This is a genomic window from Kribbella shirazensis (genome assembly GCF_011761605.1).
Taxonomy (GTDB): domain Bacteria; phylum Actinomycetota; class Actinomycetes; order Propionibacteriales; family Kribbellaceae; genus Kribbella; species Kribbella shirazensis.
The window spans coordinates 7,309,584-7,333,536 of sequence record NZ_JAASRO010000001.1 but is presented as its reverse complement, the minus strand read 5'-3'; the positions used below and the strand labels follow the sequence as shown (position 1 = coordinate 7,333,536).

General features: G+C 65.9%; 28 protein-coding genes and 1 tRNA gene. 15 read left to right on the top strand and 14 right to left on the bottom strand.

Annotated elements, in window-relative coordinates:
• Positions 1 to 18 precede the first annotated feature (18 nt).
• The 5 genes from BJY22_RS35055 to BJY22_RS35035 all read left to right on the top strand — a co-directional run bounded on the left by BJY22_RS35055 (position 19) and on the right by BJY22_RS35035 (position 3,191).
• Complete coding sequence (locus BJY22_RS35055) at positions 19 to 363, top strand: hypothetical protein (protein ID WP_167215730.1); 345 nt, start codon at positions 19 to 21, stop codon at positions 361 to 363.
• Entirely contained in the window at positions 347 to 1,672 is a 1,326-nt protein-coding gene (locus tag BJY22_RS35050; RefSeq protein ID WP_167215728.1) for a hypothetical protein, read from the top strand. The genes BJY22_RS35055 and BJY22_RS35050 overlap by 17 nt, the downstream gene beginning before the upstream one ends.
• 69 nt (positions 1,673 to 1,741) lie before the next feature.
• Entirely contained in the window at positions 1,742 to 2,647 is a 906-nt protein-coding gene (locus BJY22_RS35045; RefSeq protein WP_167215726.1) for an ImmA/IrrE family metallo-endopeptidase, read from the top strand.
• Positions 2,648 to 2,740: 93 nt separating this feature from the next.
• The gene (locus tag BJY22_RS35040; protein WP_167215724.1) at positions 2,741 to 2,995 is read left to right on the top strand and encodes a hypothetical protein; all 255 of its coding nucleotides are present in this window, start codon (positions 2,741 to 2,743) and stop codon (positions 2,993 to 2,995) included.
• Complete coding sequence (locus tag BJY22_RS35035; RefSeq protein WP_167215721.1) at positions 2,985 to 3,191, top strand: helix-turn-helix transcriptional regulator; 207 nt, start codon at positions 2,985 to 2,987, stop codon at positions 3,189 to 3,191. The genes BJY22_RS35040 and BJY22_RS35035 overlap by 11 nt, the downstream gene beginning before the upstream one ends.
• Before the next feature lie 10 nt (positions 3,192 to 3,201).
• Here BJY22_RS35035 and BJY22_RS42695 read toward each other — a convergent pair whose 3' ends face one another.
• The gene (locus tag BJY22_RS42695; protein WP_272954841.1) at positions 3,202 to 3,330 is read right to left on the bottom strand and encodes a hypothetical protein; all 129 of its coding nucleotides are present in this window, start codon (positions 3,328 to 3,330) and stop codon (positions 3,202 to 3,204) included.
• A gap of 33 nt (positions 3,331 to 3,363) precedes the next feature.
• On the opposite strand from BJY22_RS42695, the gene BJY22_RS35030 reads away from it, so the two are divergent.
• On the top strand, positions 3,364 to 3,651 hold the full coding sequence (locus tag BJY22_RS35030) for a hypothetical protein (protein ID WP_167215718.1): 288 nt from the start codon (positions 3,364 to 3,366) through the stop codon (positions 3,649 to 3,651).
• A gap of 156 nt (positions 3,652 to 3,807) precedes the next feature.
• On the opposite strand, the gene BJY22_RS35025 is transcribed toward BJY22_RS35030, so the two are convergent.
• From BJY22_RS35025 to BJY22_RS35010, 4 genes are all read right to left on the bottom strand, one after another.
• Positions 3,808 to 4,008 carry a hypothetical protein gene (locus tag BJY22_RS35025; protein WP_167215715.1) on the bottom strand — a complete coding sequence of 67 codons (201 nt, stop codon included), beginning with the start codon at positions 4,006 to 4,008 and terminating at the stop codon, positions 3,808 to 3,810.
• Between the two features lie 226 nt (positions 4,009 to 4,234).
• On the bottom strand, positions 4,235 to 5,053 hold the full coding sequence (gene istB / locus BJY22_RS35020) for an IS21-like element helper ATPase IstB (protein WP_167203432.1): 819 nt from the start codon (positions 5,051 to 5,053) through the stop codon (positions 4,235 to 4,237).
• The gene (gene istA / locus BJY22_RS35015; RefSeq protein WP_167215712.1) at positions 5,053 to 6,267 is read right to left on the bottom strand and encodes an IS21 family transposase; all 1,215 of its coding nucleotides are present in this window, start codon (positions 6,265 to 6,267) and stop codon (positions 5,053 to 5,055) included. Before istA ends, istB begins: the two co-directional genes overlap by 1 nt.
• Before the next feature lie 18 nt (positions 6,268 to 6,285).
• The gene (locus tag BJY22_RS35010; RefSeq protein WP_202891401.1) at positions 6,286 to 6,594 is read right to left on the bottom strand and encodes a hypothetical protein; all 309 of its coding nucleotides are present in this window, start codon (positions 6,592 to 6,594) and stop codon (positions 6,286 to 6,288) included.
• A gap of 176 nt (positions 6,595 to 6,770) precedes the next feature.
• On the opposite strand from BJY22_RS35010, the gene BJY22_RS35005 reads away from it, so the two are divergent.
• The 4 genes from BJY22_RS35005 to BJY22_RS34995 are packed head-to-tail and all read left to right on the top strand — an operon-like array spanning position 6,771 to position 10,935.
• The gene (locus BJY22_RS35005; protein WP_202891400.1) at positions 6,771 to 7,280 is read left to right on the top strand and encodes a helix-turn-helix domain-containing protein; all 510 of its coding nucleotides are present in this window, start codon (positions 6,771 to 6,773) and stop codon (positions 7,278 to 7,280) included.
• Positions 7,232 to 7,504, top strand: a complete 273-nt coding sequence (locus BJY22_RS41255) for a hypothetical protein (RefSeq protein ID WP_202891399.1) — start codon at positions 7,232 to 7,234, stop codon at positions 7,502 to 7,504. The genes BJY22_RS35005 and BJY22_RS41255 overlap by 49 nt, the downstream gene beginning before the upstream one ends.
• A 37-nt stretch (positions 7,505 to 7,541) precedes the next feature.
• Complete coding sequence (locus BJY22_RS35000; RefSeq protein ID WP_167215709.1) at positions 7,542 to 8,084, top strand: HD domain-containing protein; 543 nt, start codon at positions 7,542 to 7,544, stop codon at positions 8,082 to 8,084.
• 46 nt (positions 8,085 to 8,130) lie between these two features.
• Positions 8,131 to 10,935: a DUF4365 domain-containing protein gene (locus BJY22_RS34995; protein WP_167215706.1), complete on the top strand. Its 2,805-nt coding sequence runs from the start codon at positions 8,131 to 8,133 to the stop codon at positions 10,933 to 10,935.
• Here the strand turns inward: BJY22_RS34995 and BJY22_RS34990 are convergent.
• Genes BJY22_RS34990 through BJY22_RS34980 form a run of 3 tightly spaced genes read right to left on the bottom strand, consistent with a single transcriptional unit; the run spans position 10,916 to position 13,292 of the window.
• Positions 10,916 to 11,392 carry an NUDIX hydrolase gene (locus BJY22_RS34990; protein ID WP_167215702.1) on the bottom strand — a complete coding sequence of 159 codons (477 nt, stop codon included), beginning with the start codon at positions 11,390 to 11,392 and terminating at the stop codon, positions 10,916 to 10,918. The two genes, BJY22_RS34995 and BJY22_RS34990, sit on opposite strands and share 20 nt — an antisense overlap.
• A complete protein-coding gene (locus BJY22_RS34985) occupies positions 11,392 to 12,135 on the bottom strand; it encodes a helix-turn-helix domain-containing protein (RefSeq protein WP_167215699.1) in 744 nt (247 codons plus the stop codon). Before BJY22_RS34985 ends, BJY22_RS34990 begins: the two co-directional genes overlap by 1 nt.
• A gap of 14 nt (positions 12,136 to 12,149) precedes the next feature.
• Entirely contained in the window at positions 12,150 to 13,292 is a 1,143-nt protein-coding gene (locus BJY22_RS34980; protein WP_167215696.1) for an IS110 family RNA-guided transposase, read from the bottom strand.
• 338 nt (positions 13,293 to 13,630) lie between these two features.
• Between BJY22_RS34980 and BJY22_RS34975 the strand changes: the two genes are divergently transcribed.
• The 3 genes from BJY22_RS34975 to BJY22_RS34965 all read left to right on the top strand — a co-directional run bounded on the left by BJY22_RS34975 (position 13,631) and on the right by BJY22_RS34965 (position 15,533).
• Positions 13,631 to 14,461 (top strand): hypothetical protein, encoded by an 831-nt coding sequence (locus BJY22_RS34975; protein WP_167215693.1) that lies wholly within the window; start codon positions 13,631 to 13,633, stop codon positions 14,459 to 14,461.
• Positions 14,462 to 14,542: 81 nt separating this feature from the next.
• Positions 14,543 to 15,061, top strand: coding sequence for a hypothetical protein (locus BJY22_RS34970; RefSeq protein ID WP_167215691.1), 519 nt, complete (start codon positions 14,543 to 14,545; stop codon positions 15,059 to 15,061).
• The gene (locus tag BJY22_RS34965; RefSeq protein ID WP_167215688.1) at positions 15,048 to 15,533 is read left to right on the top strand and encodes a PPC domain-containing DNA-binding protein; all 486 of its coding nucleotides are present in this window, start codon (positions 15,048 to 15,050) and stop codon (positions 15,531 to 15,533) included. Before BJY22_RS34970 ends, BJY22_RS34965 begins: the two co-directional genes overlap by 14 nt.
• Positions 15,534 to 15,672: 139 nt before the next feature.
• Here the strand turns inward: BJY22_RS34965 and BJY22_RS42100 are convergent, their stop codons facing one another.
• On the bottom strand, positions 15,673 to 16,266 hold the full coding sequence (locus tag BJY22_RS42100) for a hypothetical protein (protein ID WP_238350551.1): 594 nt from the start codon (positions 16,264 to 16,266) through the stop codon (positions 15,673 to 15,675).
• Here BJY22_RS42100 and BJY22_RS43360 point away from each other — a divergent pair.
• Positions 16,165 to 16,632 (top strand): ImmA/IrrE family metallo-endopeptidase, encoded by a 468-nt coding sequence (locus tag BJY22_RS43360; RefSeq protein WP_420371440.1) that lies wholly within the window; start codon positions 16,165 to 16,167, stop codon positions 16,630 to 16,632. The two genes, BJY22_RS42100 and BJY22_RS43360, sit on opposite strands and share 102 nt — an antisense overlap.
• 235 nt (positions 16,633 to 16,867) lie before the next feature.
• On the opposite strand, the gene BJY22_RS34955 is transcribed toward BJY22_RS43360, so the two are convergent.
• From BJY22_RS34955 to tenA, 5 genes are all read right to left on the bottom strand, one after another.
• Positions 16,868 to 17,989, bottom strand: coding sequence for a hypothetical protein (locus tag BJY22_RS34955; RefSeq protein ID WP_167215682.1), 1,122 nt, complete (start codon positions 17,987 to 17,989; stop codon positions 16,868 to 16,870).
• Between the two features lie 123 nt (positions 17,990 to 18,112).
• The gene (locus tag BJY22_RS34950; RefSeq protein ID WP_167215679.1) at positions 18,113 to 19,543 is read right to left on the bottom strand and encodes a helix-turn-helix domain-containing protein; all 1,431 of its coding nucleotides are present in this window, start codon (positions 19,541 to 19,543) and stop codon (positions 18,113 to 18,115) included.
• A 256-nt stretch (positions 19,544 to 19,799) separates the two neighbouring features.
• Positions 19,800 to 19,872, bottom strand: a tRNA-Lys gene (locus tag BJY22_RS34945).
• A gap of 59 nt (positions 19,873 to 19,931) precedes the next feature.
• Entirely contained in the window at positions 19,932 to 21,479 is a 1,548-nt protein-coding gene (locus BJY22_RS34940; protein ID WP_167215676.1) for a phytoene desaturase family protein, read from the bottom strand.
• Entirely contained in the window at positions 21,476 to 22,138 is a 663-nt protein-coding gene (gene tenA / locus BJY22_RS34935) for a thiaminase II (protein ID WP_167215673.1), read from the bottom strand. The genes BJY22_RS34940 and tenA overlap by 4 nt, the downstream gene beginning before the upstream one ends.
• A 92-nt stretch (positions 22,139 to 22,230) precedes the next feature.
• On the opposite strand from tenA, the gene BJY22_RS34930 reads away from it, so the two are divergent.
• Complete coding sequence (locus BJY22_RS34930) at positions 22,231 to 23,952, top strand: aminotransferase class V-fold PLP-dependent enzyme (RefSeq protein WP_167215670.1); 1,722 nt, start codon at positions 22,231 to 22,233, stop codon at positions 23,950 to 23,952.
• Position 23,953 lies beyond the last annotated feature (1 nt).

The window sequence follows — 23,953 nt, the reverse complement described above, 5'->3', positions numbered from 1 at the left end:
ACTGGACGGAGTGGTCACGTGGACGAGAAGGTTTCGAGCGGCGACGTGCGGCTGCGCGTGGTGGAGCTGGTGACTCGCGCCGAGGCGATCGTTGAGCGGATCGAGGCTGCGGCGCCCGATGGACGTTGGGCGATGACGGCGTTCAGCCGGTATCGGTTGTGCGAGTTGCTGGAGATCATGCCGTACGTCCGGTACGACGGGGAGGCCGAGGGGGATCCGGCTGTGCTGCTGGACGAGGCTGCGGAGTTGGTGGATCGGATCGAGGTGTCTATCGAGGATCTGAGTTGGCGGCTGGCGCTTGGTGATGCGGTGCGGACGGCGGCGGCTGACATTCGGGCGGTTCGTGATGCGCGCGACGTATGAGGACCTGCTTCGTACGGCGCGGCGGACCGCGGTGAGTGCGAAGCGTGGGGTGTATCCGGACGAGGCGCAGGTGATGGCTGACTGGCAGGCCGTGTTGTCTGCGACGAAGTACCACCTGCGATGGTTGCGTTGCCGTCTTCGGACAAGTCCTCGCGGCGAGCCTGGGCCTTCGGGTCGCTCGGACAACGCGCTCGGCCGGCTGGCGCAGGCGATCGGGGCTGGTGCCGACCTCCTGGCGGTGCAGGACGCCGCGGCGTCCTCGGCGTTCGAGGTCCGTGAGGACTTGATCGCGGCGCGGGCAGAGGTGGCTTCCATCGCGCTGATTGGCGCCCGGGCGGCCGTCCGGAACACAGAGGCACGGACGCATGGCCGGACGCATCTGCTGCGCGTGGCGGAGGAACTGGCCGTCCTCGCCGACGCCGACGTGCGGCGTGCCGGCCTTGGCGGTCTGGCTGGTTTGGCGGCGAGTTGGCCGACGGCACTGGTAGGTGATCTGTCGGCTGTTGCGGCGGCCGCAGCCCGTTGGGAACGCGCGCACGCCTCCGAGACACCGCAGACGGTCCTGACGCGGGACCTGCGGTCGACGACGGCGCAGTTGCGCACCGTCGTCAGCGTCGCCAGGCACTTGGTGACCAGCCTGTTGTCGGCACCCAACGCCGGTCTCGACCGGGCCACGCGGCACAGTCTCCTGACCGTCAGTAGCGAGCTGCAGGGCTTCGAGGCGAGTTCCCAGGGTGTTCAGGCTGGATGGCGTCGGCGACTGGCGGATTTGAGCGGTCCGAGCCAGTCACCGGGTGAGGAGGCGTACGTCGAGTTGAAGCAGGCGGTCGACAGCGCACTTCGCACCGGCAACAGGTTCCGCGACGCCGGCGACTTGGCACCCAATCCCAGGGCCGCGGCGCAGCTGATCGATGTTGCGGACGAGCTGCTGTGGGCTGCCGAGCAGATCTGCCGCAACCAGCAGAGCACCGTGGAGTGGCTGATACGGGCCGGCCGCATCTTCGTACCTCGGCGGGAGGCGGCATTGGTCGACCTCCGCTATCTCCGTCGCCCGACCGGTGGTTCACGTCCGCTGCAGGCCAAGTGGGTGCGAATCGCGCGCTGGGAGTGCTTCGAGGAGCTGACGAACGACTTGGCTGACGCTGCTCGGTATCTGACGACGGCGTCGGGTGCTGTGCGGCGGCTGGCCGGGACCTCGACCCGGTCGCGTCGGAGGGCGGAGCTGGTCACGAGGATTCCGCAGGTGTACCTCGAGGACGTATCCCAGATGAACGATCCAGGACAGGAGTTCGCCGGTCTCGTCCGTTGAACTCCAGAACCGATCCAACGGGAGGTTGCTGTGGGCAATGGAAAGGTAACGGCAGAGGATCTCCACCGGGTGCTCGACGCGGAGGTTCGCAAGCTGCGGTCCGGATCTGACTGGTCCAACCTGCTGGAGGTCGCGGCGCTGCACCCGACGTACGGATTCGGGAACCTCATGCTGATCAACCTGCAGATGCCGGATGCCACGTGGGTTGCGCGAGCGGACGCGTGGGCGCGGCTCGGGCGTCAGGTAAAGACGGGACAGGCGATCAAGATCCTGACGCCGATTCGTTCGCGGACAACTTCACCCGCTGCGGTCGAGTCGGCCGGAGAGGCAGGGCCCGCCGCAGACGTCGAGCAAGAGGTGATCGGCTTCAGGGTCGGTTCGGTGTACGACGTCAGTGCGACATCTGGGCCGCCGATCTCCTACCCATACCTTGTGGCCAACACCGGCTATGCCGTGGCGAGGACGCTGTGGGAGGGCCTGGCGAGGGAAGCCGCGGCGGACGGATTCGCCGTGGATGTGCGTCCGCTTGGCGATGGGTCCGCGGGTTTCACCGACTTCGACTCCCGGCGAATAGTCGTGGCGGATCACCTCAACGACTTCCGTGCTATCGAGCGGCTTGCCCACGAGGTCGGGCACGTCCGGATGCATTCACCGGATCAAGGCGACGGGAAGGCCTGCACGGGGCTTCGCGAGGTGGAGGCTGACTCGGTCGCCTACGCGGTACTCGCGCGATATGGCATTTCCAGTGAGACGAGATCGTTCTCTTATCTCGCGGGCTGGGCGAAGGCGGCCGATCCCGACCAGCCGGCAAACGTCATCAAAGCGACCGGGGTCCGAGTGACGAACACGTCCCGGAGGCTGATCGAATCGGCAGACGAGTACCTGAAGGTTCATGGCGTGATGCTCGGGCCGGTGACGCTCCGGCCGCAGGATCAGCTCTCGCCGTCTCCCGAACTCGACGGCCCCGTGCCGTGAGGGTGGTTCGGAATGGGAGCCAGCGAACGCGTCGTCGCGCTGCGGCGCGCACGTGAACGACAGGCGAGGATCGAAGCTGCCACCACCCGAACGGTGAGGGCGCAGACATCGCTGGATCGCGCCGTCGAGGCAAGAACACTCGCCATCGAGCGGTACGACGAACGTGTCGCGGATGCTGAGGCGGCGTGCGCGGCGGAGATCGCCGAGCTCGCGCGCGTGTGCCGATCGACGGAGGCCGCGGCGGAGATCCTCGGCGTACCGGTAAGCGAGTTGCGACGGATCGTGAAGGTCGACAGGGAGCGGCGTAGGGCGAATCCTTCCGCAGCAGGGGGATCCGATGACGTCTGAAGCCGATCCACTCTGGGACATCGATCAGGTGGCCGCGTACCTGAACGTGCCGAAGCGCACTCTCTATCGATGGCGGACGTTGGGGTATGGGCCGAGGGGCAAGAAGGTTGGCCGGCATCTGCGGTACCGCGCAAATGACGTGATCGCTTGGTTCGCCGACTTGAGTGACCACATTCTGGACGAGAGGTGGGACTGATGCCGACTCCTCACACGCCGGAGGATGGCTCTGCAGAGGCCGCAGGAACCGAGGAGTCGTACTCTCGGGTTGGATCGGTCGCCGGATCGCACGCCTCGAAGCGGATCTTCGAAAGGTTGATCGTCAGGTCGAGCAGCATTTCCGTGCGATCAAAGCTGGCGGCGAGACCTCGGTGACAATGGATCTGTGGGCTATCAGGATGCTCATCCGTCGGATAGACATCGAGGCACGGTTGCGCCACTGGCATGAGGTCGGTGACCGGCTGATCGAGAGGCCGACGAACCACTCATCAGCGATCCAGAAGGGCGATTACGTCCGGATCTCCGGGCACTGGCGAAAGGTTGCCAGAGTCAACCAGAAATCGGTGACCGTCGAGACCGAGTCTACGACCGGCAGAGCGGCGTACTACGACATCACCGATCATCGGCCTGCGGGTGGCGTGGACGGCCCCCTGCCGTAACCACGTCGTCCATCAAGGGTTCGTTCGTCACTCGCAAGCTTGTGAAGCTCCGCCCTATCGCGTCCTCGAACCGCGCTGCGGCTCCACGCGGACCGACGTAATCGATGACCAGGTGCTCGCCGAGCCACGCGCGAACCTGATGTGACGTGCTGTCCGTCATTGACCGTGCGCCTCCTCGGCCTGCGGTGTGAGGCGCGTGAGGTGTCGGTCGATTTCGCCTGACCAGTGGTAGTCGACGTGCTCGGCCGGGTCATCCCAGGTGATCAGCAGCCACAGCGGTCCGGCGCTGTTCACAGTGCCGGCTCCATATTCAAAGTGGTGGACCCTGTCGCCGTGCCTGAGGTCGCTCCACTGCATTCGTGTCCTCCGGGAAGTACTGGGCCCTGCCACCGACAGGGGAGACGGTGGCAGGGCCGCGTCCTCGCCGGGCATGACGAGGGTTGGAAGGGCGCGACCGACGCGGACGTGAGGATCACACGCCGGCCTCGCCGGTCTAGCGGGGATGCAGGCTCGTGGTCGCGTGTCGGCGGCGCTCCAAAGCTGGTCGGTTCCGGCGGTTGAAAAGTGAGCGGTTGTGGGCAGTCTAGGACTCGGTTTCCCCGGTGGTGGTGCGGATGCTGGGCAGGCTGTCGATGCCGCGTCCGCGGAGGCGATAGCTGGCCCCCTTCAACGTGAGAACGTCGGCGTGGTGGACGATCCGGTCGATCATCGCGGCGGCGACGGCTTGGTCTCCGAAGACGCCTCCCCAGCCGGAGAACGGCAGGTTTGAGGTCAGGATCAGCGAGGCGTGTTCGTAGCGGGACGAGACGAGCTGGAAGAACAGGTTCGCGGCGTCTTGTTCGAAGGGCAGGTAGCCGACCTCGTCAACGATGATCAGCCCGTAGCGCCGCAGCCGGGTGAGCTCTTGGGGGAGCTTGCCGGCGCGGTGGGCGTCGGTGAGGCGGGTGACCCAGTCGGTCGCGGTCGCGAACAGCACCCGGTGTCCGTGCCGGGCGGCCGCGACACCCAAGGCGGTGGCCAGGTGGGTCTTTCCGGTGCCGGGCGGCCCGAGGAGCACGACGTTGCGGGCCTCGGTCAAGAACCCACCGGATGCGAGCGCGGCGACTTGCTGCCGGATCGTGGGCTGGGCGTCGAAGTCGAAGTCCTCCAGTGTCTTGACCGCACCGAACCCAGCGGCACGGATTCGTAGTCGGGCGCCGGATGAATTGCGGGCGCTGACTTCGCGTTCGAGGACCGCGGCGAGGTAGTCCTCATGAGTCCAGCCGGCGTCACGGGCTTGGTCGGCCAGCCGGGTGGCGGCCTCGGTGATTCGTGGCGCTTTCAGTGCGGCGGCGAGGTAGGTGATCTGCTTGACCGCCTCCGTGCTCGCAGCGGCCTTCACGGTCGGCTTGGTAGCGGTCATCAGCTGATTCCTTCCTCGGTGGTGAGCCCGAATGCGCGGTCGTAATCGCTCAGGTCCCGGGCCAGGTCGTCTGCGCTGGCAACGGCGCGGGGTTGTTGGAACTGCTTGCGCAACCAGGCGGAGGTCTCGACATGCCCGGGGTCGGTGACGGTGGTTCCTCTGGCCCAGACGCGGGGGTGTTCGGCCACGACGCGGCCCTCGCAGCGGACCCGGACACGGTCGAGATCTGCGGCGACATCGACCATCCGGCCGATCACGGCCGGGTCGACGGAGTAGTCGTTGGTGTCGAGCCGGACGTAGTAGTCACGGCCCAACCGGATCTTGTTGCGCCAGCCCAGGTGCAGCGGGATCGGCGGCAACGCCAGCATCGCCGCCCGATCGGCGTCGATCAGGTCGGCCGGTGCGGCCTTGATGGTGCGCACCACCCGCGCGTTGGCTTTGGTCAGCCAGTCGGTGAACTGGTCGTTGAAGTCCGCCGGCGAGGTGAACCTGCGGCCGGGCATGAACGAGGTCTCGAACCAGCCGTTGCGGCGCTCGACCACCCCCTTGGACTCCGGGTCCTTCGGCGGCAGCAGCACCAACTTGGTGGCCAACGTGCCCATGAACGACGCGACGCCCTCGGCCCTGCGCTGGCCGCGGCCGATGCCAGGCTCGTTGTCCCAGAGCAGCCGGCGCGGGACCCGTCCGAGTTGCTGGATCAGCTCCCACGTGCCCAACAGCAAGTCTTCGGTCTTACGGGTCGGGATCATCCGGCCGGTGCTGAACCGCGAGTGCGCGGAGGTGATCACCAGCACCGGCAACAGCTTCGCGGTGCCGTCCTCGAGCGGGATCTTGCGCGGCGGGAACCACAGATCACACTGCGCGGCATCGCCCGGCAACCAGACCAACCGGTCCGATGGGTCGACCGGACGATGCTCGGGCCGCAGCCGTTTCACGTTCTCGCGGAACCACCGGATCGACCCAGTCCAGCCCACCCGCTCGGCCAGCACCGTCGCCGGCATGTCCGGAACCTCGGCCAGCAGCGCCCGCACCGCCGGCTCGAACGCCGTGAACGACGTCGGCCCAGGCCTGCGCACATACCGCGGCGGGCAATCCGAGTTCACCGCCTTGATCACCGTCGTCCGCGAGATCCCCAAACGCTCAGCGATCCGCGCCTTCGGCACCCCCTCAGCAGCCAACCTCCTGATCAGCGCCCAGTCCTCCAAAGTGATCACTCTCCAATCGTCGAGTGCTCACTTTTCACCGCCGAAAGTGTTCAGTTTTCGAGCGCCGCCGACAGTCGCGAGCGCCGGATCCTCATCGGGGTCGAACGGATCAGGATCCAGCCAGCGGATCTCAGACGCGCCGAGATGCCCATGGACCTCCAGGAAGTCACCGATACCCGACCAGAACGTCATGCACGGGTGCGGGCCGAGCCATTTGACTGCGAGCCACTGCTGTCCGTCCTCGTTGGGCGGAAACTCCACCAGTAAGGCGACCACGCCGGTGCCGCTGACTCCTGATGGATCGCGATACCGGTACAGCTCCCCGCGGCGCATCATTTCCGTCTCCTCGGTCTGCCCTGGCGACGCTCGACCGCTGTGTCGAGCGTGTGCCTCAAGCCTGTCGTTCCGGCCTGGACAGGAGAACCGTGTCTACGGACATTTACGGACATTTCGTGTTACGGTCCGAACAGACATTTACCGACATCTACCCCTCGGTAAGGATGGCGATCCGAGTGAACGACGTGCTCCGGCGCGCGATGTACGACGCGAATCTCACCGACCTGGATGTGTCGGCGGAGCTGACCGTCGACCCGAAGACTGTGCGCCGCTGGATGCGCGGGCAGATGCCGCATCGTCGTACCCGCGCAGCGCTCACGCGGCTGCTCGGCGTCGACGAGGAAGTGATCTGGCCTGAGCTCCGCTCCATGGGATCGGACGACGGGCGGCCGACGGAGATCGCCGGAGTCTATTCACGACGTACGGCGATCAGCTCGCAGAACTGGCTGTCGTTCTTCGAGTCGGCGAAGTCGGAGATCGGGATCCTCGCCTACAGCGCGCTGTTCCTCGCGGAGGACGCCCGGATCGTGCGTCTGCTGGGCGAGAAGAGCGACACCGCCCGAATCAGGATCGCGCTGGGCGCACCGGACGTGCGAACGTCGTTGAGCGCGGCGTCGAGGAGAAGATCGGCGAGGCGATGGGAGCGAAGATCCGCAACTCGCTCAGCTTGTTGGCGCCGCTGCTAAGGAAGGAAGGCGTCGAGCTGCGGCTGCACGACACCGTCCTCTACAACTCGATGTTCCGCTCGGACGGCCAACTCCTCGTCAACCAGCACTCCTATGGGATCCCGGCCGCGCAGTCGCCGGTCTACCACTACCGGCATACGGATGACAGTGAGATGTTCGACTCGTACGTCGCGAGTTTCGAGGCGGTCTGGGCCCGGGGAAGGGTGCGGTCCGCGGCGGACTGAGGTGACTGCGGCGGTCGCGCGTCGTACGCTCAGCCTGATGATGACTGCGCAGGAGGCACGATCGCTGGCGCGTCGGTTGCTGGCCGACGAGCTGCCGCGTCGCTGGGCGCACACCCAAGGGGTTGCTGCTCGCGCCCGCGAACTGGCGTCCATCCTCGGAGACCAAGCCGAGCTGATCGAGGCGGCCGCCTTCCTTCATGACATCGGCTACTCGTCTGCACTGGAATCGACAGGTTTCCATCCGCTCGATGGGGCTCGGCACCTTCGCGACGTAGTCGGCGTGGACCCGGTGATCTGCCGTCTTGTCGCGCATCACACCGGCGCGTTGATCGAGGCAGACGAGCGGGGCATTGACAGGCTCTCGGAAGAGTTCCCCCTGCCCGATGAGTTCCTGCTCGATGCCCTGACGTACTGCGACCTGACCGCCGCGGTCGACGGATGCCAGGTCGACGTCGAGGAACGTCTGAACGAGATCCTGTTCCGCTACCCACCCGGCCACGTTGTACACCGCTCGATTGCCAGATCTGCACATGCGCTCCGGAGAGCGGCCGCGAACATCGAGCGGCGCCTGATCGCCTGAGCGCGTTCGGGTCAGTTCAGAGGAGTGCGGTGCGAGAATCCTGCGCATGAGTAGGCGTATGGCGGCGCGAGGCAAGACGGGTTCGCTGGGCGAATCCATGGCTGAGGTCATCTTCCAGAAGATCGGCTGGGCTCCGCCCACCCGGTTCCGCGAGGACATCGGGAACGACTTCATCACCTTCGCGCGTGACACAGTCTCCGCAGGAGACGTCGAGGCTACCTTCGATCTCGCCGCTCCGGTTCTGCTGCAAGTGAAGTCAAGTCAAGAGAAGTATGTGAAGCCGAAGCACAGGGTCAATGGCCGGCCTGGCTGGTGGTTCGAGGAAACGGACACCGATCATTTCGACCACTGGCTTGAGTTCGAGTGGCCGTACCTGCTCGTCTTCGTGGATACTGCGAACCAGATTGGCTATTGGGCCCATGTTCATGGCCCCGCGATCAAGAAGACTGGCAAGGGCCGCAAGATCTTCGTGCCAGCCGACCAACGGGTTGATCCGGACGCGTTGGATGCGCTGAATCGCATCGCCAACACGACCAGGATGAATGGTCTCGAAGGCGCAGTTTGGGACGGCAAACTGACCGACCTTCCGCCCGCTGACCGCTTGCGGCACGCGTTGCTGATGTCGCGCTTGGTCGCACCTCACCCGAACCGATCGCCGTCTGCGCTCAGCACGGAAGAGGCGGTTGCGATGCTCATGCGCGGCCGATTCAACGAACTCGTCCACTGGTCAAGGGACGGCTTGTGTCCTGATCCCAAATCGTGGGCCACCTCCAAGAATTGGGGCTGGCGCTTCGCGCACGGACTGCGTGTCCTGATGTCGGAGAACGACGATTCAGCGCTTGCTGCGCTCGCGGTGACCGCGCGGGCGACATTCGAGCGCAGCGCGACGATGGTCGTTCGCGCATGCCTCGCGTACATCTCCGGGGAGCCAAGGACCGCGCTCGACCTTCTGAAACCGACGCGGTACACAAAGCCGGCAGACCGCGGCTGGATCCTTGCACAGCGCGCGCATGTGCTCCTTGAACTCGATCAGCCCGAGGAGGCCGCAGCCGCGGCCAAGGAAGCCTTGTTCGCACTGAAGGCCCTCGCCGGAGATCTGACCGTCAGCACCATCCGCGGGGGATGCGCTGCGCTCTTGTTCTCAACATCGGAATTCGGGCGAGGTGACATCGAGGAAACCATCGCTGCGCAGGACAATGCCGGGTCGTGGTGGCGGGCGCAGGACGTGAGTCATGCGCTCGGTCAGGACTTGACCTCTCGATTCAGCGCCTGGAGCGCCAACGGTGACACGCGGTTCACCGCGGCTAACGCCAGAGACGACTTGATGACTACAGCGTGGACGGCGGCGTTCAGCGGAGCATGGGGCGCGTGGCGTCACCTCGCACTGCAGATCGGCGAGGTGACCCTTATCTCGACTTCGGAGTTTGATCACGTCGCGAGCGCGCTCAATCTGATGGCACTCGCCGGAGACAAGACTGAGATCAAGAAGGCTGCAGACCGCATTTGGGTCGCAGGCCCGACATCCGCTCTCTGCACCGTCCTCATCGAGCTCGCGTCCGACCCCTGGCCCAAGCGGACCGAAGGTCCTGCCATGGCTCTGTTCGCCGCTGGCGGTGACCTCCTGGACGCCGAACTTGCCGACCGCGTCATCAACCGCGCCATCGCACTGCTCGAGGACGACGGGCCTGTGCGCCAGCTCGGCGGAGGTTGGGCCAGCCGCTGGAACGAGCTCGGCGGTGCAATCCCTCGAGTCCTCACTGCTGCATCGCCGGCAACTCACCAGGTGATTGCGGACCTGATCGCGGCCTCCTATGACGGTGACGAGGGCGTGGTGCAAGCTCTGAATCGCATCGCACGCAGCCTCGACCTGGCCCACGTCGAGAAGACCACGGTCGAGCACCTGGTCACGGCCGCATCCGAGCGCGATGACCACTACGGCCTCGAGATGCTAGAGATCCTTGGCAGCAGGTTGCCGAAGGCCGTCGCAGAACTGCGCCGCCGCGCAAACGAAGGGTCCAACGCTGCCTTCCGGAGTCTATTAGTCACAGGTTCCACCCAACGCGATGACTACCTGGCACTCGGGCGGAGCGTCGGCAAGACCGTCAAACAGATGCTCGCGGACGCGGCTGGTGTCAACGGCACGTTCAAGTACTCGGGCTACCAGATCGACCAACTGCATGACCTGACATTGAGCGCATATCACACCGGTGACAACCGCCTCTGGAAGGCGGTGACCGACGCAGTGACCGCTGGCATCCTTCCTGGCGCGCAGGTGCAACGGACGCTCGAGATGCTCGCGCGGCACTTCACCAAGCTCCCCGCACATGTACAGCGCCGCCTCAAGAAGGCGGCACCGACACTGAAGAGTGCACCAACGCGGCTGTTCATCGGCGAGAGCGATCGATTCAACTCAGCTGTGACGGCGCTCAGGGTTGCTGCTGGGACGCTCCCCGAGGACGAGATGTGGCCTGTTCTCCTCGAGCTACGCAGAACGGAACCCGTCGGCTTTGTGGAATTGCTCGCACTACGCTCGAGCCCTCATACCCACGCGTTCCTGGCCAGCGCCACTGTAGATCCGGATCCGGAGGTGCGCGCGGCAGCCGGCTACAACCTCGTCAGGTACGCAAGTGAGCACCCGGAGCAGCACGACACTGTTCTAGCGACCCTTATCGCCGCGTTGGAGGTCAACGAGGGCTGCAGGATGGCGCTCGCAATTGCTGTGGCCCTCGTTGAGTACGACCTACCAGCATTTGGGCCCATCGCGGATGTTCTCGCCACGCATCCGTCGGCCATAGTGCGGCGACACCTCATGCAACCTGAGCGACCGGAAGCTAGTCGAAGTACAACGTAGCTTCGGGATTGAGATAGTGGTCGATGCGGCGGCGCATGGTTCGGTTCATCTGCAGGCTGTTGAGCTCTCTGGGTGGGATCCAGCGGACTCGGGTGCTCTCGCTGCTTGGTGTGGGTGTCCCGCCTGTAGCGCGGCCGCGGAGGAGGATGGAGAACTCTTGGCGGGCTTCGCCGTTGCTGGTGTAGAGGATGATGTGTTTCGGGTCGGTGTAGATGCCGAGTACGTCGAGGATTTCGCAGTCGATGCCGGTCTCTTCCTTGGTTTCGCGTACGGCGGCCTGGGACATCGACTCGCCCAGGTCGATCGCTCCGCCGGGGAGTGCCCAGTTGCCGTTGTCGGAGCGCTCGATCATGAGGATCTCGCCGGCGTCGTTCTCGATCACGACGTTCACTGACGGGACCATGCTGTTCGCGGCCGGTGCGTCGGGATCGTCGTAGTAGTCGATTCGCCTGGCCATCACAGCTCCGTCACTGGCGTTGCGTTGTCCCAAACTCGCTCGAAGCTCTCGAGATAGTGGCGGGCCAGTTCGCCGCCGGGGATCTTGCGGAGGTGCCACACCGGCGCCTGCGCCGCCGGAAGACCGTAGATATGCGTGTTCACGAACAACCGGTCGTCAGCACGGAAGATCGAGTTGTACAGCACGGTCCGATGCAGCCGGAACTCGAGGCCAGGGGCGTCCATGAGTCCCCGGTAGAGGACCTGCGCGTTGCGAATCTTCGCGGCGAGTGCCTGGCCGATGCCCTCCTCCTCGCCACGTTCCACGACTCGGGCGTCATCCGGATCGCCCAGGAGGATCCGAACTCGGGTGCCGGACTTCGCCTTCTTCCGCAGGATCCGCTGGAGCCCGTTGTCCTCAGCAAGAAACAGGCCTGCGTATACGAGGATGCCAATTTCAGCGTCGCCCGACTCGAAGAGTTGCCGCCATTCGTCGGGGGGAACGTCCGCGCGATGCGGGTAGACACGTACGAGTTCGCTCTCGGCCAAGGCTGCGGCGCGGTCCCGGGTCAGGGTGTCCGGCCAGAGGTAGGCCTCGTCCCGTCCCAACCGCGTCGCCAGCCGGTGCCGATTGCGCGGGAAGGGGACGATATCGCCGGCAACCCAGCGTTCTACGGACTTGACGTTGACTCCGAGCTCATCTGCAAGTGCATGATGGGTCAGGCCCTGTTCCACCATCGCTGCTCGCAGTCGTTCGTTAGGCACAGGTTTCTCCTATGTCAAGCCGCGGCCGCGAGTCCGGTTGCGGTCGCGGTTGACGGGTTGTTCTTGAGGGTGTTGAACACGACTCGTGCGAGTCGTCGCTTGAGGCAGCGCAGGGCCTCGGTGGTGGAGTCGCCGGCCGCGAGGCGTTTGTCGTAGTAGGCCTTGCCGAGGCCGCCGAGACGGATCTGGGTGACCGCGATTCTGTGGAGAGCGGCGTTGAGTTGGCGGTTGCCGGATCTGTTCACCCGGACCCGGCCGGCGGTGCGGCCGGACCAGACAGGGATGGGAGCGACACCGGCGTGCATGGCGTACTTGGCCTCGTGGGGGAAGCGGGTGATGCCGGCGGTCTCGCCGACGATCTTCGCCGCGGTCAGGGTCCCGCAGCCCTCGAGTTCGAGCAGGGCCGGGGCCTGGACGGCCACCAGCGCGGCGATCTCGGTCTTGAGCGTGTTCACCCGTGCGGTGAGGGTCTCGATATCGGTGAGAAGTTCCCGGGCAAGCCGGGCGTCGATCCCGGACCGGTCTGCGAGCAACTCGGCCATGCATCGCCGGGTCTTGGCCCGGTTCAGCGATGCGGGCGCCGGATCGACGGTGGGGTCGATGCGGTGCAGGTGCCAGCGGAACCGGTTGACCACCTGGGTCCGCTGTGCGACCAGGTCGTCGCGGTGATCGACCAGCAGTTTCAGCTCCCGCGACGCCTCGTCATGCGCCGCGACCGGCAGATCCGGTTCGCGCAGCACTGCCCGCGCGACCGCGAGCGCGTCGATCGGGTCCGACTTTCCCCGGGTCCTGGCCGTGCGTCGCTGTTCAGCCATCAGCTTCGGCGGCACCCGCACCACATGCTGCCCGGCTTCGAGCAGATCGATCTCCAGCCGCGCCGAGAGATGCCGGCAGTCCTCGATTCCCCACCTGATCCCGGCCCCGCAACCATCCCCGCAACCATCCCCGCAACCATCACCGGAATCCCCGGCGGCACCGAACTGGGCCTGGGCCCACCGCACCGCCTTGTCGTGCCCTGTGCTGTCGGCCCGCACCGTGAGCTGACCCAGCTTCTTGCCGGTCTCGTCGACCGCGACAAACGTGTGGCTGTGCTTGTGCACGTCGGCCCCAACAACCACCTGCGACGCCTGTGACAGCTGTGACAGCTGTGACACCATGGTGGTTGCCTCCTTTCACCCTGATCAGTGACTGGACGGTCGGACCGGCCGGCGGACACATCTCAGTGGGGGCGATGCCACGCTCCTATCAAGTCACGCCGGTCGGTCCCTTCACACCCGGCGCCGGCAAAACCCGTGGACGCCAACCCGCAGGCGGCAGCCAACCTAAGAGCCAGACACGGATGCTCAGGATCCAACCACCGCGTGAGCGGCAGCATCACCCTGACACTGAGATCTAACCTAAGACATTTGAGGACATTTTGAGCTGAACCAAGACATCCTGGAGATGTCTTGTCATGCCGTGACGCTGTCCGCGCGACCGCGGCCATCCTTGCCCCATGAAGGGTAAGAGGCAGCCCAACGTATTGCTCCGCCAGGCGCGCGGGCGGATGTCGCAGGGGACACTCGCCGACCTCGTCAGCGCCGAGATCTATCACGCCAGCGGCAGAACCGCGCTCATCACTGCTAAGGCGATCTCCGACTGGGAGTGCGGCTGGTACACCTGGCCGGCGGCGGACGTCCGGCAGGCGCTGTGCCGAGTTCTCGGGAAGTCCGACCCCGCGGACCTCGGCTTCTTCTACAAGCGACGCGTCACCGCGCCGCAGCCGCCGGAGCCTGTCTACTTCCTCGATCTACTCGCCGGCCGCGCGCCCTCGACCAGGTCCAACACTCTGCGCCTGCCCTCCGGCAGGTCGTACACCGGCGTCGAAGTTGGTGCTCACTACTGCGAAGTGAAGCTGCCGGGCGAAGGGTGGTTGATGGTCGACCCTGGCCACGACGCAGCGCTGAACCGGCCGGATCGTCGCTCCCTCGTCGTGGTGGCTGATGCGGAGCAGCGGTACTACGTCTCAGACGGGCGCCGGTTCGTCGACCGGGGTGGACGCCGTACCGGCCCGCAGCCGATCTCGGCTGCGATGGTTCTGGACGATTTGACGGTCGGCATTATCTGGGCGGCGGTGAACACCGACGTCGCCTTGCTCGCGGACGACGCCCAGTTGACCAGTAGTCAAGCGAGACTTGCACGCTATGAGGGGCGGCGTACGTCGGAGGTGCCGCTGACTGAGGCGCCGACGCTGAACGCGGTCGCAGCGCAGTGGCTCGGGTCGCGGTTCTGTGCCCGGCACATCGCTCGCAACCTCGATCGGCTGTCTGGTCAGCCGTTCTTCTGAACGCGGGAGTCGAGGGGGGAAGAGGCTGCGGCGTGGCTGCTGTGGCGGCACAAGTTCGAGTACCTGCGTCGTACGTCGCGGATGTTCCCGGAGGCGCGGCGAGGGTTCTACATCTCGGACGCGGACGTTGCGGAGTCGCCGGCGTACGAGCGGATGCTGCTGTTGCTCACGGCCGCGCTGATGGAGGCCTTCGGGATCACGGTGCAGTTGAGCGCCGAGCCGGAGCATGGTCAGGTTGAGGGATTCGTGCTCGGCGGCGAGGCGATCGTCGCGAACTGGCTCGGCGGCCCTGAACTGTGGTCGGTCGATGCGAGCGCGCCGCCGTCACGTCGTTCGGTGTTCCGCGATGTCGTCGAGCAGGTGTCCGTCGCCTCGTTGGTCGCGCAAGTCCGCTCGAAGCGCCGACTGCAGATGCTTGCCGCGTATCTCAACGTGCCGTGGGCTTGGTTCCAGCGGCGGTGCGAGGAGCTCGCGGTGGCAGGCGTCGATGACCTTGCGCATCCTCGCAGCCGGCTGCTGTCGACGAGCGGGCTGAACACCGCGATCCGCTACGTTGCCTATATCGACGATCTCGAAGGAGCCGAGCTTGCGTGCCGCTGAACTGACGATGGGCCGGACGTTCGCCGTCCACTTCGATCACGGAGACGACTTCTATCCGGCGCTGGCCGAGTTCTGCGCGCAGTACGGCGTACGGCAGGGCTTCATCCCGATGTTCATCGCCGGCATGCGCGACGTCCAGCTCGTCGGCACCTGCGAGAAGCTCGAGAACCCTGACGCGCCGGTGTGGAGCGCCGTACACCTCGAAAACGTGGAGGCAATCGGCGGCGGCACCCTCGCGTACGACGAGGAGTCCGGGACGGTGCTGCCCCACATCCACGTCTCGGTCGGCTTGAAGGCGCACTCCGCGACGGCGCACACGAGTCATCTCCTCGGTGCCAAGATTCAGTTCCTCACCGAGATGTATCTGGTCGAGGTGACCGCGCCCCGCTTCTCACGTCCGCGGCAACCTGATCTGTTTGACGTCCCCCTGCTGTCATTCGGCCAGTCCACGGACACGCCCGCACACCCGTAGGGGCGAACGGGCGGCTGGCCACGACCTCTCGCTCTATCACTGGGTCCAGGCACCGTCAGCCCGGCATATAAGTCCTGGATTCCATCGGCCGGGTTCAAGGGCCGGGTGAACACGCCGACCGTGGACTTATGGCTGTTCATCATGCACCCGTCAGTCGATCCACGTGCTGCGGCCGGACAGCCCGGTGAACCGCATTCGGGTGACGGTCGCGGATCTCCGGAGAGCTGTCGATGCCGACGTGCAGCGGAAGTGGTCGGACGGTCAGTGGATGCGCTGGCTCGATGCAGCAGCAGTTCTCCACGGGCAGTCCTTCAGGAATGTTGTCCTGATCAAACTGCAGCTGCCTGACGCTACGTGGATCGCTGGACGGCGAGAGTGGCAACGCAGGGGCCGCTGCGTGATACGTGGAGCATCCGGCATTAGGATCGTCTCGCCGGCCGCAGACGTCGACCGGCCAGCGGGTCCTGTGCAAGGACACGGCGTCGCGACGGTGTGGGATGTCAGCCAGACCGAGGGCACTTCGCTCACATTGCCGCGTCTCGAAGCAGATGAGAACTGCGGTCCAGCCGACATTTTTGCCGCATTGGAACGAGTGGCAGGCGACGCAGGATATGAGGTCGAACGAGGAGCACTGACCGCCGAGGGCGACAGCGGGCATGCCGATCACCGTCGACGTCGGGTCGTCGTCCATGATGACCTCGATATGGCGGACGCGGCGTTCAGTCTCGCGCACGAGCTCTCTCACCTCTGGATGCACAAGCGCTCTCGTGACAGTGGATGCCACGGCCTCACAAGGCTGGAAGCAGACTCGGCTGCCTACACGCTGCTCGCCAGGTTCGGCTGCCTGCCCATTGCGCCGTCGCCGGCCCTCATCACTAGCGCCACGGCAGTGATCGGAAGGAAGCCCCCATCTCGTCTCGTCGAGACACTGGGCGGCCGAGTCGTTGCCTCCGCCAGCCGCCTCATCAGTGCCACCGCGGAATACTTGCCGACATCCGCGGGTACAGGTCGCGACCTGACCGGCAGGAGCTTCGGTGTGAGCGAGCCCACAGCCATTGGATTCGAGATGGAAAGCGCCCGGCCCGAACCAGGCTTGTGATCGCATCAGCAGGTTCGGAGGTAGGAGCGGCGTTCTACGTCTGGGAAGGCGTCGCCGGCTCGGACCCAGCGCACGTTTGATGCGATCAGCATCACCACTGGCTACATCCTCGACGCCCAGCCGGACCGTGCAGCGGCAGTCGGGCACCAAGCAGTTGACATGGCCCAGGCTACCGACTCAGTTCGGGTTGCCGATCGAGCTGTTGTGATCTCAACGTGGACTGGGAAGACCGTCCTCATGGCTCTAGTGAGGACCCAATCGAGTTCCACCGCTGATAGATCGCGGGGTCTGGGCGGTTGGACACGATCGCTGACAACGGGATGTGCATGATGACGCCGCTGGTCATGGCGATCTTGGCCCATGGCTGGTCTGTACCAACCGGATAGTGACGGTGTGGGACGAGTTGGATCACGGCGTCGGAGCGCACGATGTCGGCGGATTCATGTGGTTGCCATGTCAGCCAGCCAGACTCTGCGATATGGGAGATCTGCACGAGAGCCTCGAAGCTGCGTTCAGGGTCGGAGTGGTCGGCGACCCAGGTTTCGGGGTCTGCGTTCGATGTCTGGCGTGCCAGTCGCACGACTTCGCTGATTGGCTGCAGCCCGGTGATCGGAGTGGGGGTATCCACCACGTCGGGCTTGCGAGACATCGCCTTCAGTTCGTCGGAGGCGAGTAGGTGGTAGAGGTCGTGCACGCGTGGGGATGTCGTGCTGGTCTCGGCATAGGGATGAACGACACGGTCGGGGTTGAACGGTGTGAACCAGCCCTCGACGGGTGGGAGCCACATGCCGAGTGAGCGTTGCATGGCGGGGTCGTTCTCGACCCCGTCCATGTCCTCGCTGAACAGCAATTCGAAGTCGTCGTCGTCGAGTATCAAGTCTTCCAGGCTCACTTCGCACTCGACGCCGGCGTCGTCCAACAGGGCGTAGGCGTACTTGCATATCGCGTTGACGATGATCTCTTCGGCTATGCACGCTGGCCGTTCGCTGTTGGGGTTGGCCAGATCGTGGCTGACCTTGACCGCAGAGACCAGGACCTTGGCGAAGAACTCCGAGTCGTATGAGGCCCGGAACCGACGTGGGAAGTTGTCCCACACGAACGTGTCTGCGTAGATCTCGGGATCGAGATCCCCATTGGGTTCCGCCTCGGCCGAGCCGATCGTCTGTATGTCGTCGATGCACTCATCAATGATGTGGATCGAGGCGAGCATGACGGCACCGAGTAGGCGTCGCTCGGCCAGGAGGTCCACCTCGGTTGGTGAGTCGTCGCCCCAGTCACCGCTATCGTCAGGCGTGCCCAGATATGCGAGCATCGGGTTGCGTACCCGGTCCGCCAGATTGTCGAAGAGTTCAAGCATCCCAGCATCCGTCACCTGACCAGGTTGCCACACGGTCCACAGCCGATGAGGACGCGCTGGACAGCATGTGCTCGAAGAGACCGAGTGACCGCTTCCCGCGAATGGCATGGTTCCGGCCGCAGCTCAGATCAAGTCGGGGTCGTCGAAGGCTTGCTCGAGGGCTTCGGCGGCGGCTGGGTTGGCGGCTCGGCGGCCCATGTAGACGTCTTGGGTGATGGAGACCTTGGATTGCCCTAGTTGGTCGGCGATCTGGCGGGCGGTGTGGCCCGCTTCGTCGAGGGCCGTGGCCGTTGTCTTGCGGAGCGCGTGTGATCGGATCCAAGCGAGTTTGTCGGACTCGGCTGGTTGGATCGCTGCGTCGATCTCGGCCTGGAGGCTCGGGGAGTCGTCGAGGGTGATGTTGTAGGTCTTCACGAGGTCGGCGACGAGTTGGCGGTCGACCTTGATGCGGCCGGTCTCGATGAGCTCGATTCTGGTCTGCGGCCAGGCGAGGGCCTCGGCAACTTCCTTGCGGGTCAGGCAGGCCTTGCGGCGGAGGGCTCGAAGGGTGAGGCCGAGGTCGCGGCGGGCAGTGCTGCCGACGGGGGAGAGAGCGGTGCGGATGGCGCGGCGGGTGTTGGAGGGGTCGCGGTAGCCGCCGAGGGTGTCGGCGAAGACGGGGTCGTCGAGGCGGATGCCGGCGGCTTGCCTGGTGCGGAGCATCGAGACTGCCCAGCGGGGCAGGCTGAGGACGCGCTGCCCGGCTCTGGACTTGGTGACCTTGCGGAGCAGGCCCTCGCCGGGGATGCGGGCGATGGTGTGGGTGATCTTGGCGGTGCCTGCTTCGAGGTCGACTTGGTGCCAGAGGACGGCGAGGGCTTCGCCAATGCGGACGCCTGTGCCGAGCATGAAGGTGACCAGATCGGGGAGGTCGGCTTGGACGGCTCGTCCGTCGGCGGCCAGGCTCTTGCGGAGAAGGGTAACCTCCCCGGCAGTGAGCGCTCGGGGTGGGTTCTTGGGCTTGGCTTCGATGGCGTCGACCTCGCGGACCGGGTTGACGGAGATCGCGCCGTAGCGGACGGCGAGGCTCATGGCGCCGGACAGGATGGCGCGGCAGGTCTTGGCGGTGGGGGCGCCAGAGTTGGTCTTGATCTTGCTGAGGACGGTGTCGATGCGTGGGGTGGTGGCCTCGCCGATGCGGAGTTCGCCGAGGGCGGGGCGGATGTGGTTCTTGAGAGCGCGCCGGTAGGTGTCCAGCGAGGTGGGTGATCGTGTTCCGTCCGCGACCAATCCCTCGAATCTCCGCTCCCAGAGGTCCAGAAGGTGGTTGATCTTGTGCATGGCGGTCAGCTCGCCAGACTGGTTGGTCTTGGCGCGGTCCTGGAGCTTCGTGAGGAGGGCGCGCTCGGCGGCTGTCTTCGTCTTCCCGTATGCGGATACCAGTCGCACACGACCGTCGTGGTCACGAAACCGTGCCTGCGACTTGTGCTTGAGGGGCTTGCCTTTGTCGTCGGTCTGCGCGACCCACGTACTGATCTCGCCCCAGGTTCCGATGGGCAGTGGCGGCCTCGACATCTCACGCCTCCAACCGGTGTGATGGTTGGCTGCTCAACGCCTGGCACGGCCGAGATTCCGAGAAGTCGGCAACGATGCGAACCCGTGTGATGTGACGCACAGTTACGGTCACATGAAGGCCCTGAGAGTGCTCAGGGCGCGGGCCGTGACGAGCGTCGACGGAGCGGCTCGACGCCGGCGCCAAGGGAAAGCGATGCGTAAACGATGCGCTGGAGGCATGAAGAAACCCAGGCCACCGCTGTGACCTGGGCTTTTGTGCGCCGCCAGGGACTCGAACCCCGAACCCGCTGATTAAGAGTCAGCTGCTCTGCCAATTGAGCTAGCGGCGCTTGTCGTGCTTTCGAACGATGAGGATCGTAGCAGGGGGATCGGGGAGATGCGAAATCGGTTAGCGGGTGAGGATGGTCATGGCGGCGTTGTGGCCGCCCAGGCCGGAGACGGCGCCGCCTCGGCGGGCGCCGGAGCCGCAGATCAGGAGGTTGCGGACGTCGGTCTCGGTGCCCCAGCGGCCGGCGTCGGCGGGGTCGGTCGCCCAGGGCCATTGGAGGTCGCCGTGGAAGATGTGGCCGCCGGGCATGCCGACGGATTGTTCGATGTCGTACGGCGTCTTCGCCTCGATGCACGGGTTGCCGTCGGCGTCCCGCGCGATGCAGTCGTCGAGGGGCTCGGCGAGGTACGACTCCAGGCCGGCGAGCACCCGCCGGCTCGCCTCCTCGCGCACCGACTCGTTGTCGGAGGCAAACAATCGGGCGGGGAAGTGGACGCCGAAGACGGTCAGGGTGTGGTAGCCGGACGCAACAAGGTCGGGGGAGAGGATCGACGGGTCGGTCAACGAGTGGCAGTAGACCTCGGACGGCGGTACGGCGGGGAGCTCGCCGCCGGCTGCGCTGCGGTACGCGGATTCGAGCTGGCTGTAGTCCTCGTCGATGTGGAAGGTGCCGGCGAACGCCCGCTCCGGATCGTCACCCGACTTCAGCGCGGGCAGGTGGCGCAGCAGCAGGTTGATCTTGAGCTGCGAGCCCTCGGGCTTCTCGACGCCGGTCTGACCGCGCAGGGCGGCCAGTGTTGACGGCGCGACGTTCGACAGCACCCAGGAGCAGTCGACAGACCGCTCACCGTCACCGCCGAGCCACGTCACGGCTCCACGCGTTCCGTCGACCTCGACCGAGGTGACGGCAGCATCGGTGACCAGTACGGCGCCAGCACGTTGCGCCGCCACAGCCAGCGCATCAGTGACCGCGCCCATGCCGCCGACCGGCACTCGCCACTCACCGGTGCCGTTGCCGATCAGGTGGTACAGGAAGCACCTGTTCTGGATCAGGGAGTCGTCGTGCAGCCCTGCGAACGTACCGATGACGGAGTCGGTTGCGACGACGCCACGGACGGTGTCGTCGGCGAAGCGTCGTTCGATGGCGTCACCGAGCGGGCGCTCCATCAGCTCGTCCCAGAGTGCGCTGTCGACGCGAGAGCGGAGGTCGGCGACTGACTGGAGCGGCTCGAGGAGGGTGGGCGCTACAGCGGCAGCTAGCGACCCGACGGCGCCGTAGAAGTCGGTCCAGGCGTCGTACTCCGCGTCGCTGCCGGTGAGGGCCCGGAACGAGTCTCTGGTGCCGGCGCCCTCCGGTCGCTCGACCAGCAGGCCCATGTCGCGACCGGAACGGCGTACCGGGGTGTAGGAGGCGATTGCGCGGGACCGGAGCTGCAGGTTGAGGCCGAGGTCGGCGACGATCTTGTCGGGCAGCAGGCTGACCAGGTACGAGTAGCGCGACAGCCGCGCGTCCACGCCCGGGAACACGCGCTCGCTGACTGCTGCGCCGCCGGTGTGTGCCTGCTGCTCCAGGACGAGTGTGGAGAGGCCGGACTGGGCTAGGTACGCGGCGGCGACGAGGCCGTTGTGCCCACCGCCGACGATGACGACGTCGTAGAAGTCCTTCATCCCACTGGCCAATCGAGCTGGTGATACGCGGCGTCCCAGAACATCCATTCGTAGCGGCACGTCGTAGCGAAGTGCTGGTGACAACGCTCCCGCTCTGCCGTCCCGACGTCCAGTGCGTCGGTGACCGCGAGTACCGACTCGACGACAGCGTCGAACTCCTCCGAGCCGTACGTCTCGATCCACTTCCGGTACATCGGGTCCGGTGAGGACCGCTTGAGCAGCTCCCGCCCGACGTCGCGGTAGATCCAGTAGCAAGGCAGCACCGCGGCCACCGCCTCGGCATACGTACCTGTCGCACACACCGCCGTCAGATAGGACATGTACGCCGTTGTGGTCGGACGGGACCCTGCCGCCTCGACGTCGGCCGTCGTCAGGCCTAGTGACTCCAGCAGGGACGTGTGCAGCTCACGCTCGACTGCGATCGCGTTGGCGGCGTGCAGGGCGAACATGCTGACCGCGTCCTCGTCCAGCGCACGTCCCGCGACCAGGCTGAGCGCCCGCGAGTAGGCGCGGAGGTAGTGGCTGTCCTGGACGATGAAGTACCGGAACGCGTCGTGGTCAAGGGTCCCGTCGGTCAGCCCGGTGATGAACGGGTGCCGGACGATCTCGTCGTACACCGACGCCGCACCGCGGTCCCACAGCTCGCTGGAAAACGTCATCCCCACTCCTCGTCGTCGACTGGCTCCGACCCTATCCAGGAGGCACACACTCATCACGAGACGCAGATCACGTCGCCGCCCTACTCTGAGACATGGGCACCCAGGGGGAACGCGAAGGAATGCCGCCGGACACGCCGTTGCTGCGGCGGATCAGGGCGTCGGTGATCGGTGACGACCAGGTGATGCCGGGCCCGTACGGTCCGCGGCGGGTGACGTACGCCGACTACACCGCCTCCGGGCGGGCCCTCACCTTCCTGGAGGACTTCATCCGCGAGGAGGTCCTGCCGCGGTACGCGAACACGCACACCGAATCGAGCGGGACCGGCCTGCAGACGACCCGGCTGCGCGAGGACGCCCGTCGCATCATCCACAACAGCGTCGGCGGTGACGACGAGACCGCACTGATCTTCTGCGGCTCGGGGGCGACCGGCGCGATCGACAAGCTGATCGGGATCCTGGGCCTGCGCATCCCGGCTGAACTCGACGACACGTACCACCTGACCTCCCGGATCCCGCCCGCGCAGCGGCCGGTCGTCTTCATCGGCCCGTACGAGCACCACTCGAACGAGCTGCCGTGGCGCGAGTCGATCGCCGACGTGGTCGTGATCAGCCAGGACGTGGATGGCCACATCGACATCGACCAACTCGAGTCGCGGCTGCGTGAGTACGCGGCGCGCCCGCTGAAGATCGGCTCGTTCTCGGCGGCGAGCAACGTCACCGGCATCGTCAGCAACACCCAGCGGGTGTCGGCCCTGCTGCACCGGTACGGCGCTTTGTCGTTCTGGGATTGTGCCGCCGCCGCGCCGTACGTCGAGATCGACATGTACGGCGGACGCGATCAGGACCCGCTCTCGTACAAGGACGCGATCTTCCTGAGCCCGCACAAGCTGATCGGCGGCCCGGGGACGCCCGGCGTCCTGGTCGCTCGTCGCGAGCTGCTCCGCAACCGCGTGCCCGACGTACCGGGTGGGGGCACTGTGGCGTACGTGAACCCGCTGGAGCATCGGTACCTGGACGACCCGGTCCACCGTGAGGAGGGCGGGACGCCGGCGATCATCGGGTCGATCCGCGCCGGTCTGGCGTTCCAGCTGAAGCAGGCGGTCGGGATCGACGTCATCCGCGCGCACGAGGACGCCTACCTGCGGCGTGCGGTCGATGCCTGGAAGACCGAGCCGAATCTGCAGATCCTCGGCAACCTGGGAGCCGAGCGGCTGTCGATCGTGTCGTTCGTCGTCAAGGCGTCCTCCGGGCGATACCTGCACCACAACTTCGTGGTCGCGCTGCTGAACGATCTCTTCGGCATCCAGTCCCGCGGCGGCTGCTCGTGCGCCGGGCCGTACGGTCACGCCCTGCTGGGTATCGACCTCGATCGGTCGCACGAGTTCGAGGAGGAGATCCTGCACGGCTGCGAGGGGATCAAACCTGGCTGGGTGCGGGTCAACTTCAACTACTTCATCTCGGAGGCGGTCTTCACGTACGTCGTCGACGCGGTCAAGCTCGTCGCCCGCGACGGCTGGCGACTGCTCGGCGACTACCGCTTCGACCCGGCCAACGGCCTGTGGCGGCACCACCGCGGACCGGTCGAGCCGCCGCTGCGGCTGTCGCAGGTCGGGTACGACGCCGACGGCAAGCTCCGGTACCCGCGCCACGACCACACGGCGCCCGAGTCCGCGCTCGACGAATACCTCGCCGGGGCACGGGAACTGTTGTCCACCTGCCGGCAGGACCACACCGACCCCGAGGGTCACGTCAACACCGATTTCGACCACCTCCGCTGGTTCGAGCTCCCGTCCCGCTGCCTGGTCCGCGACTGAG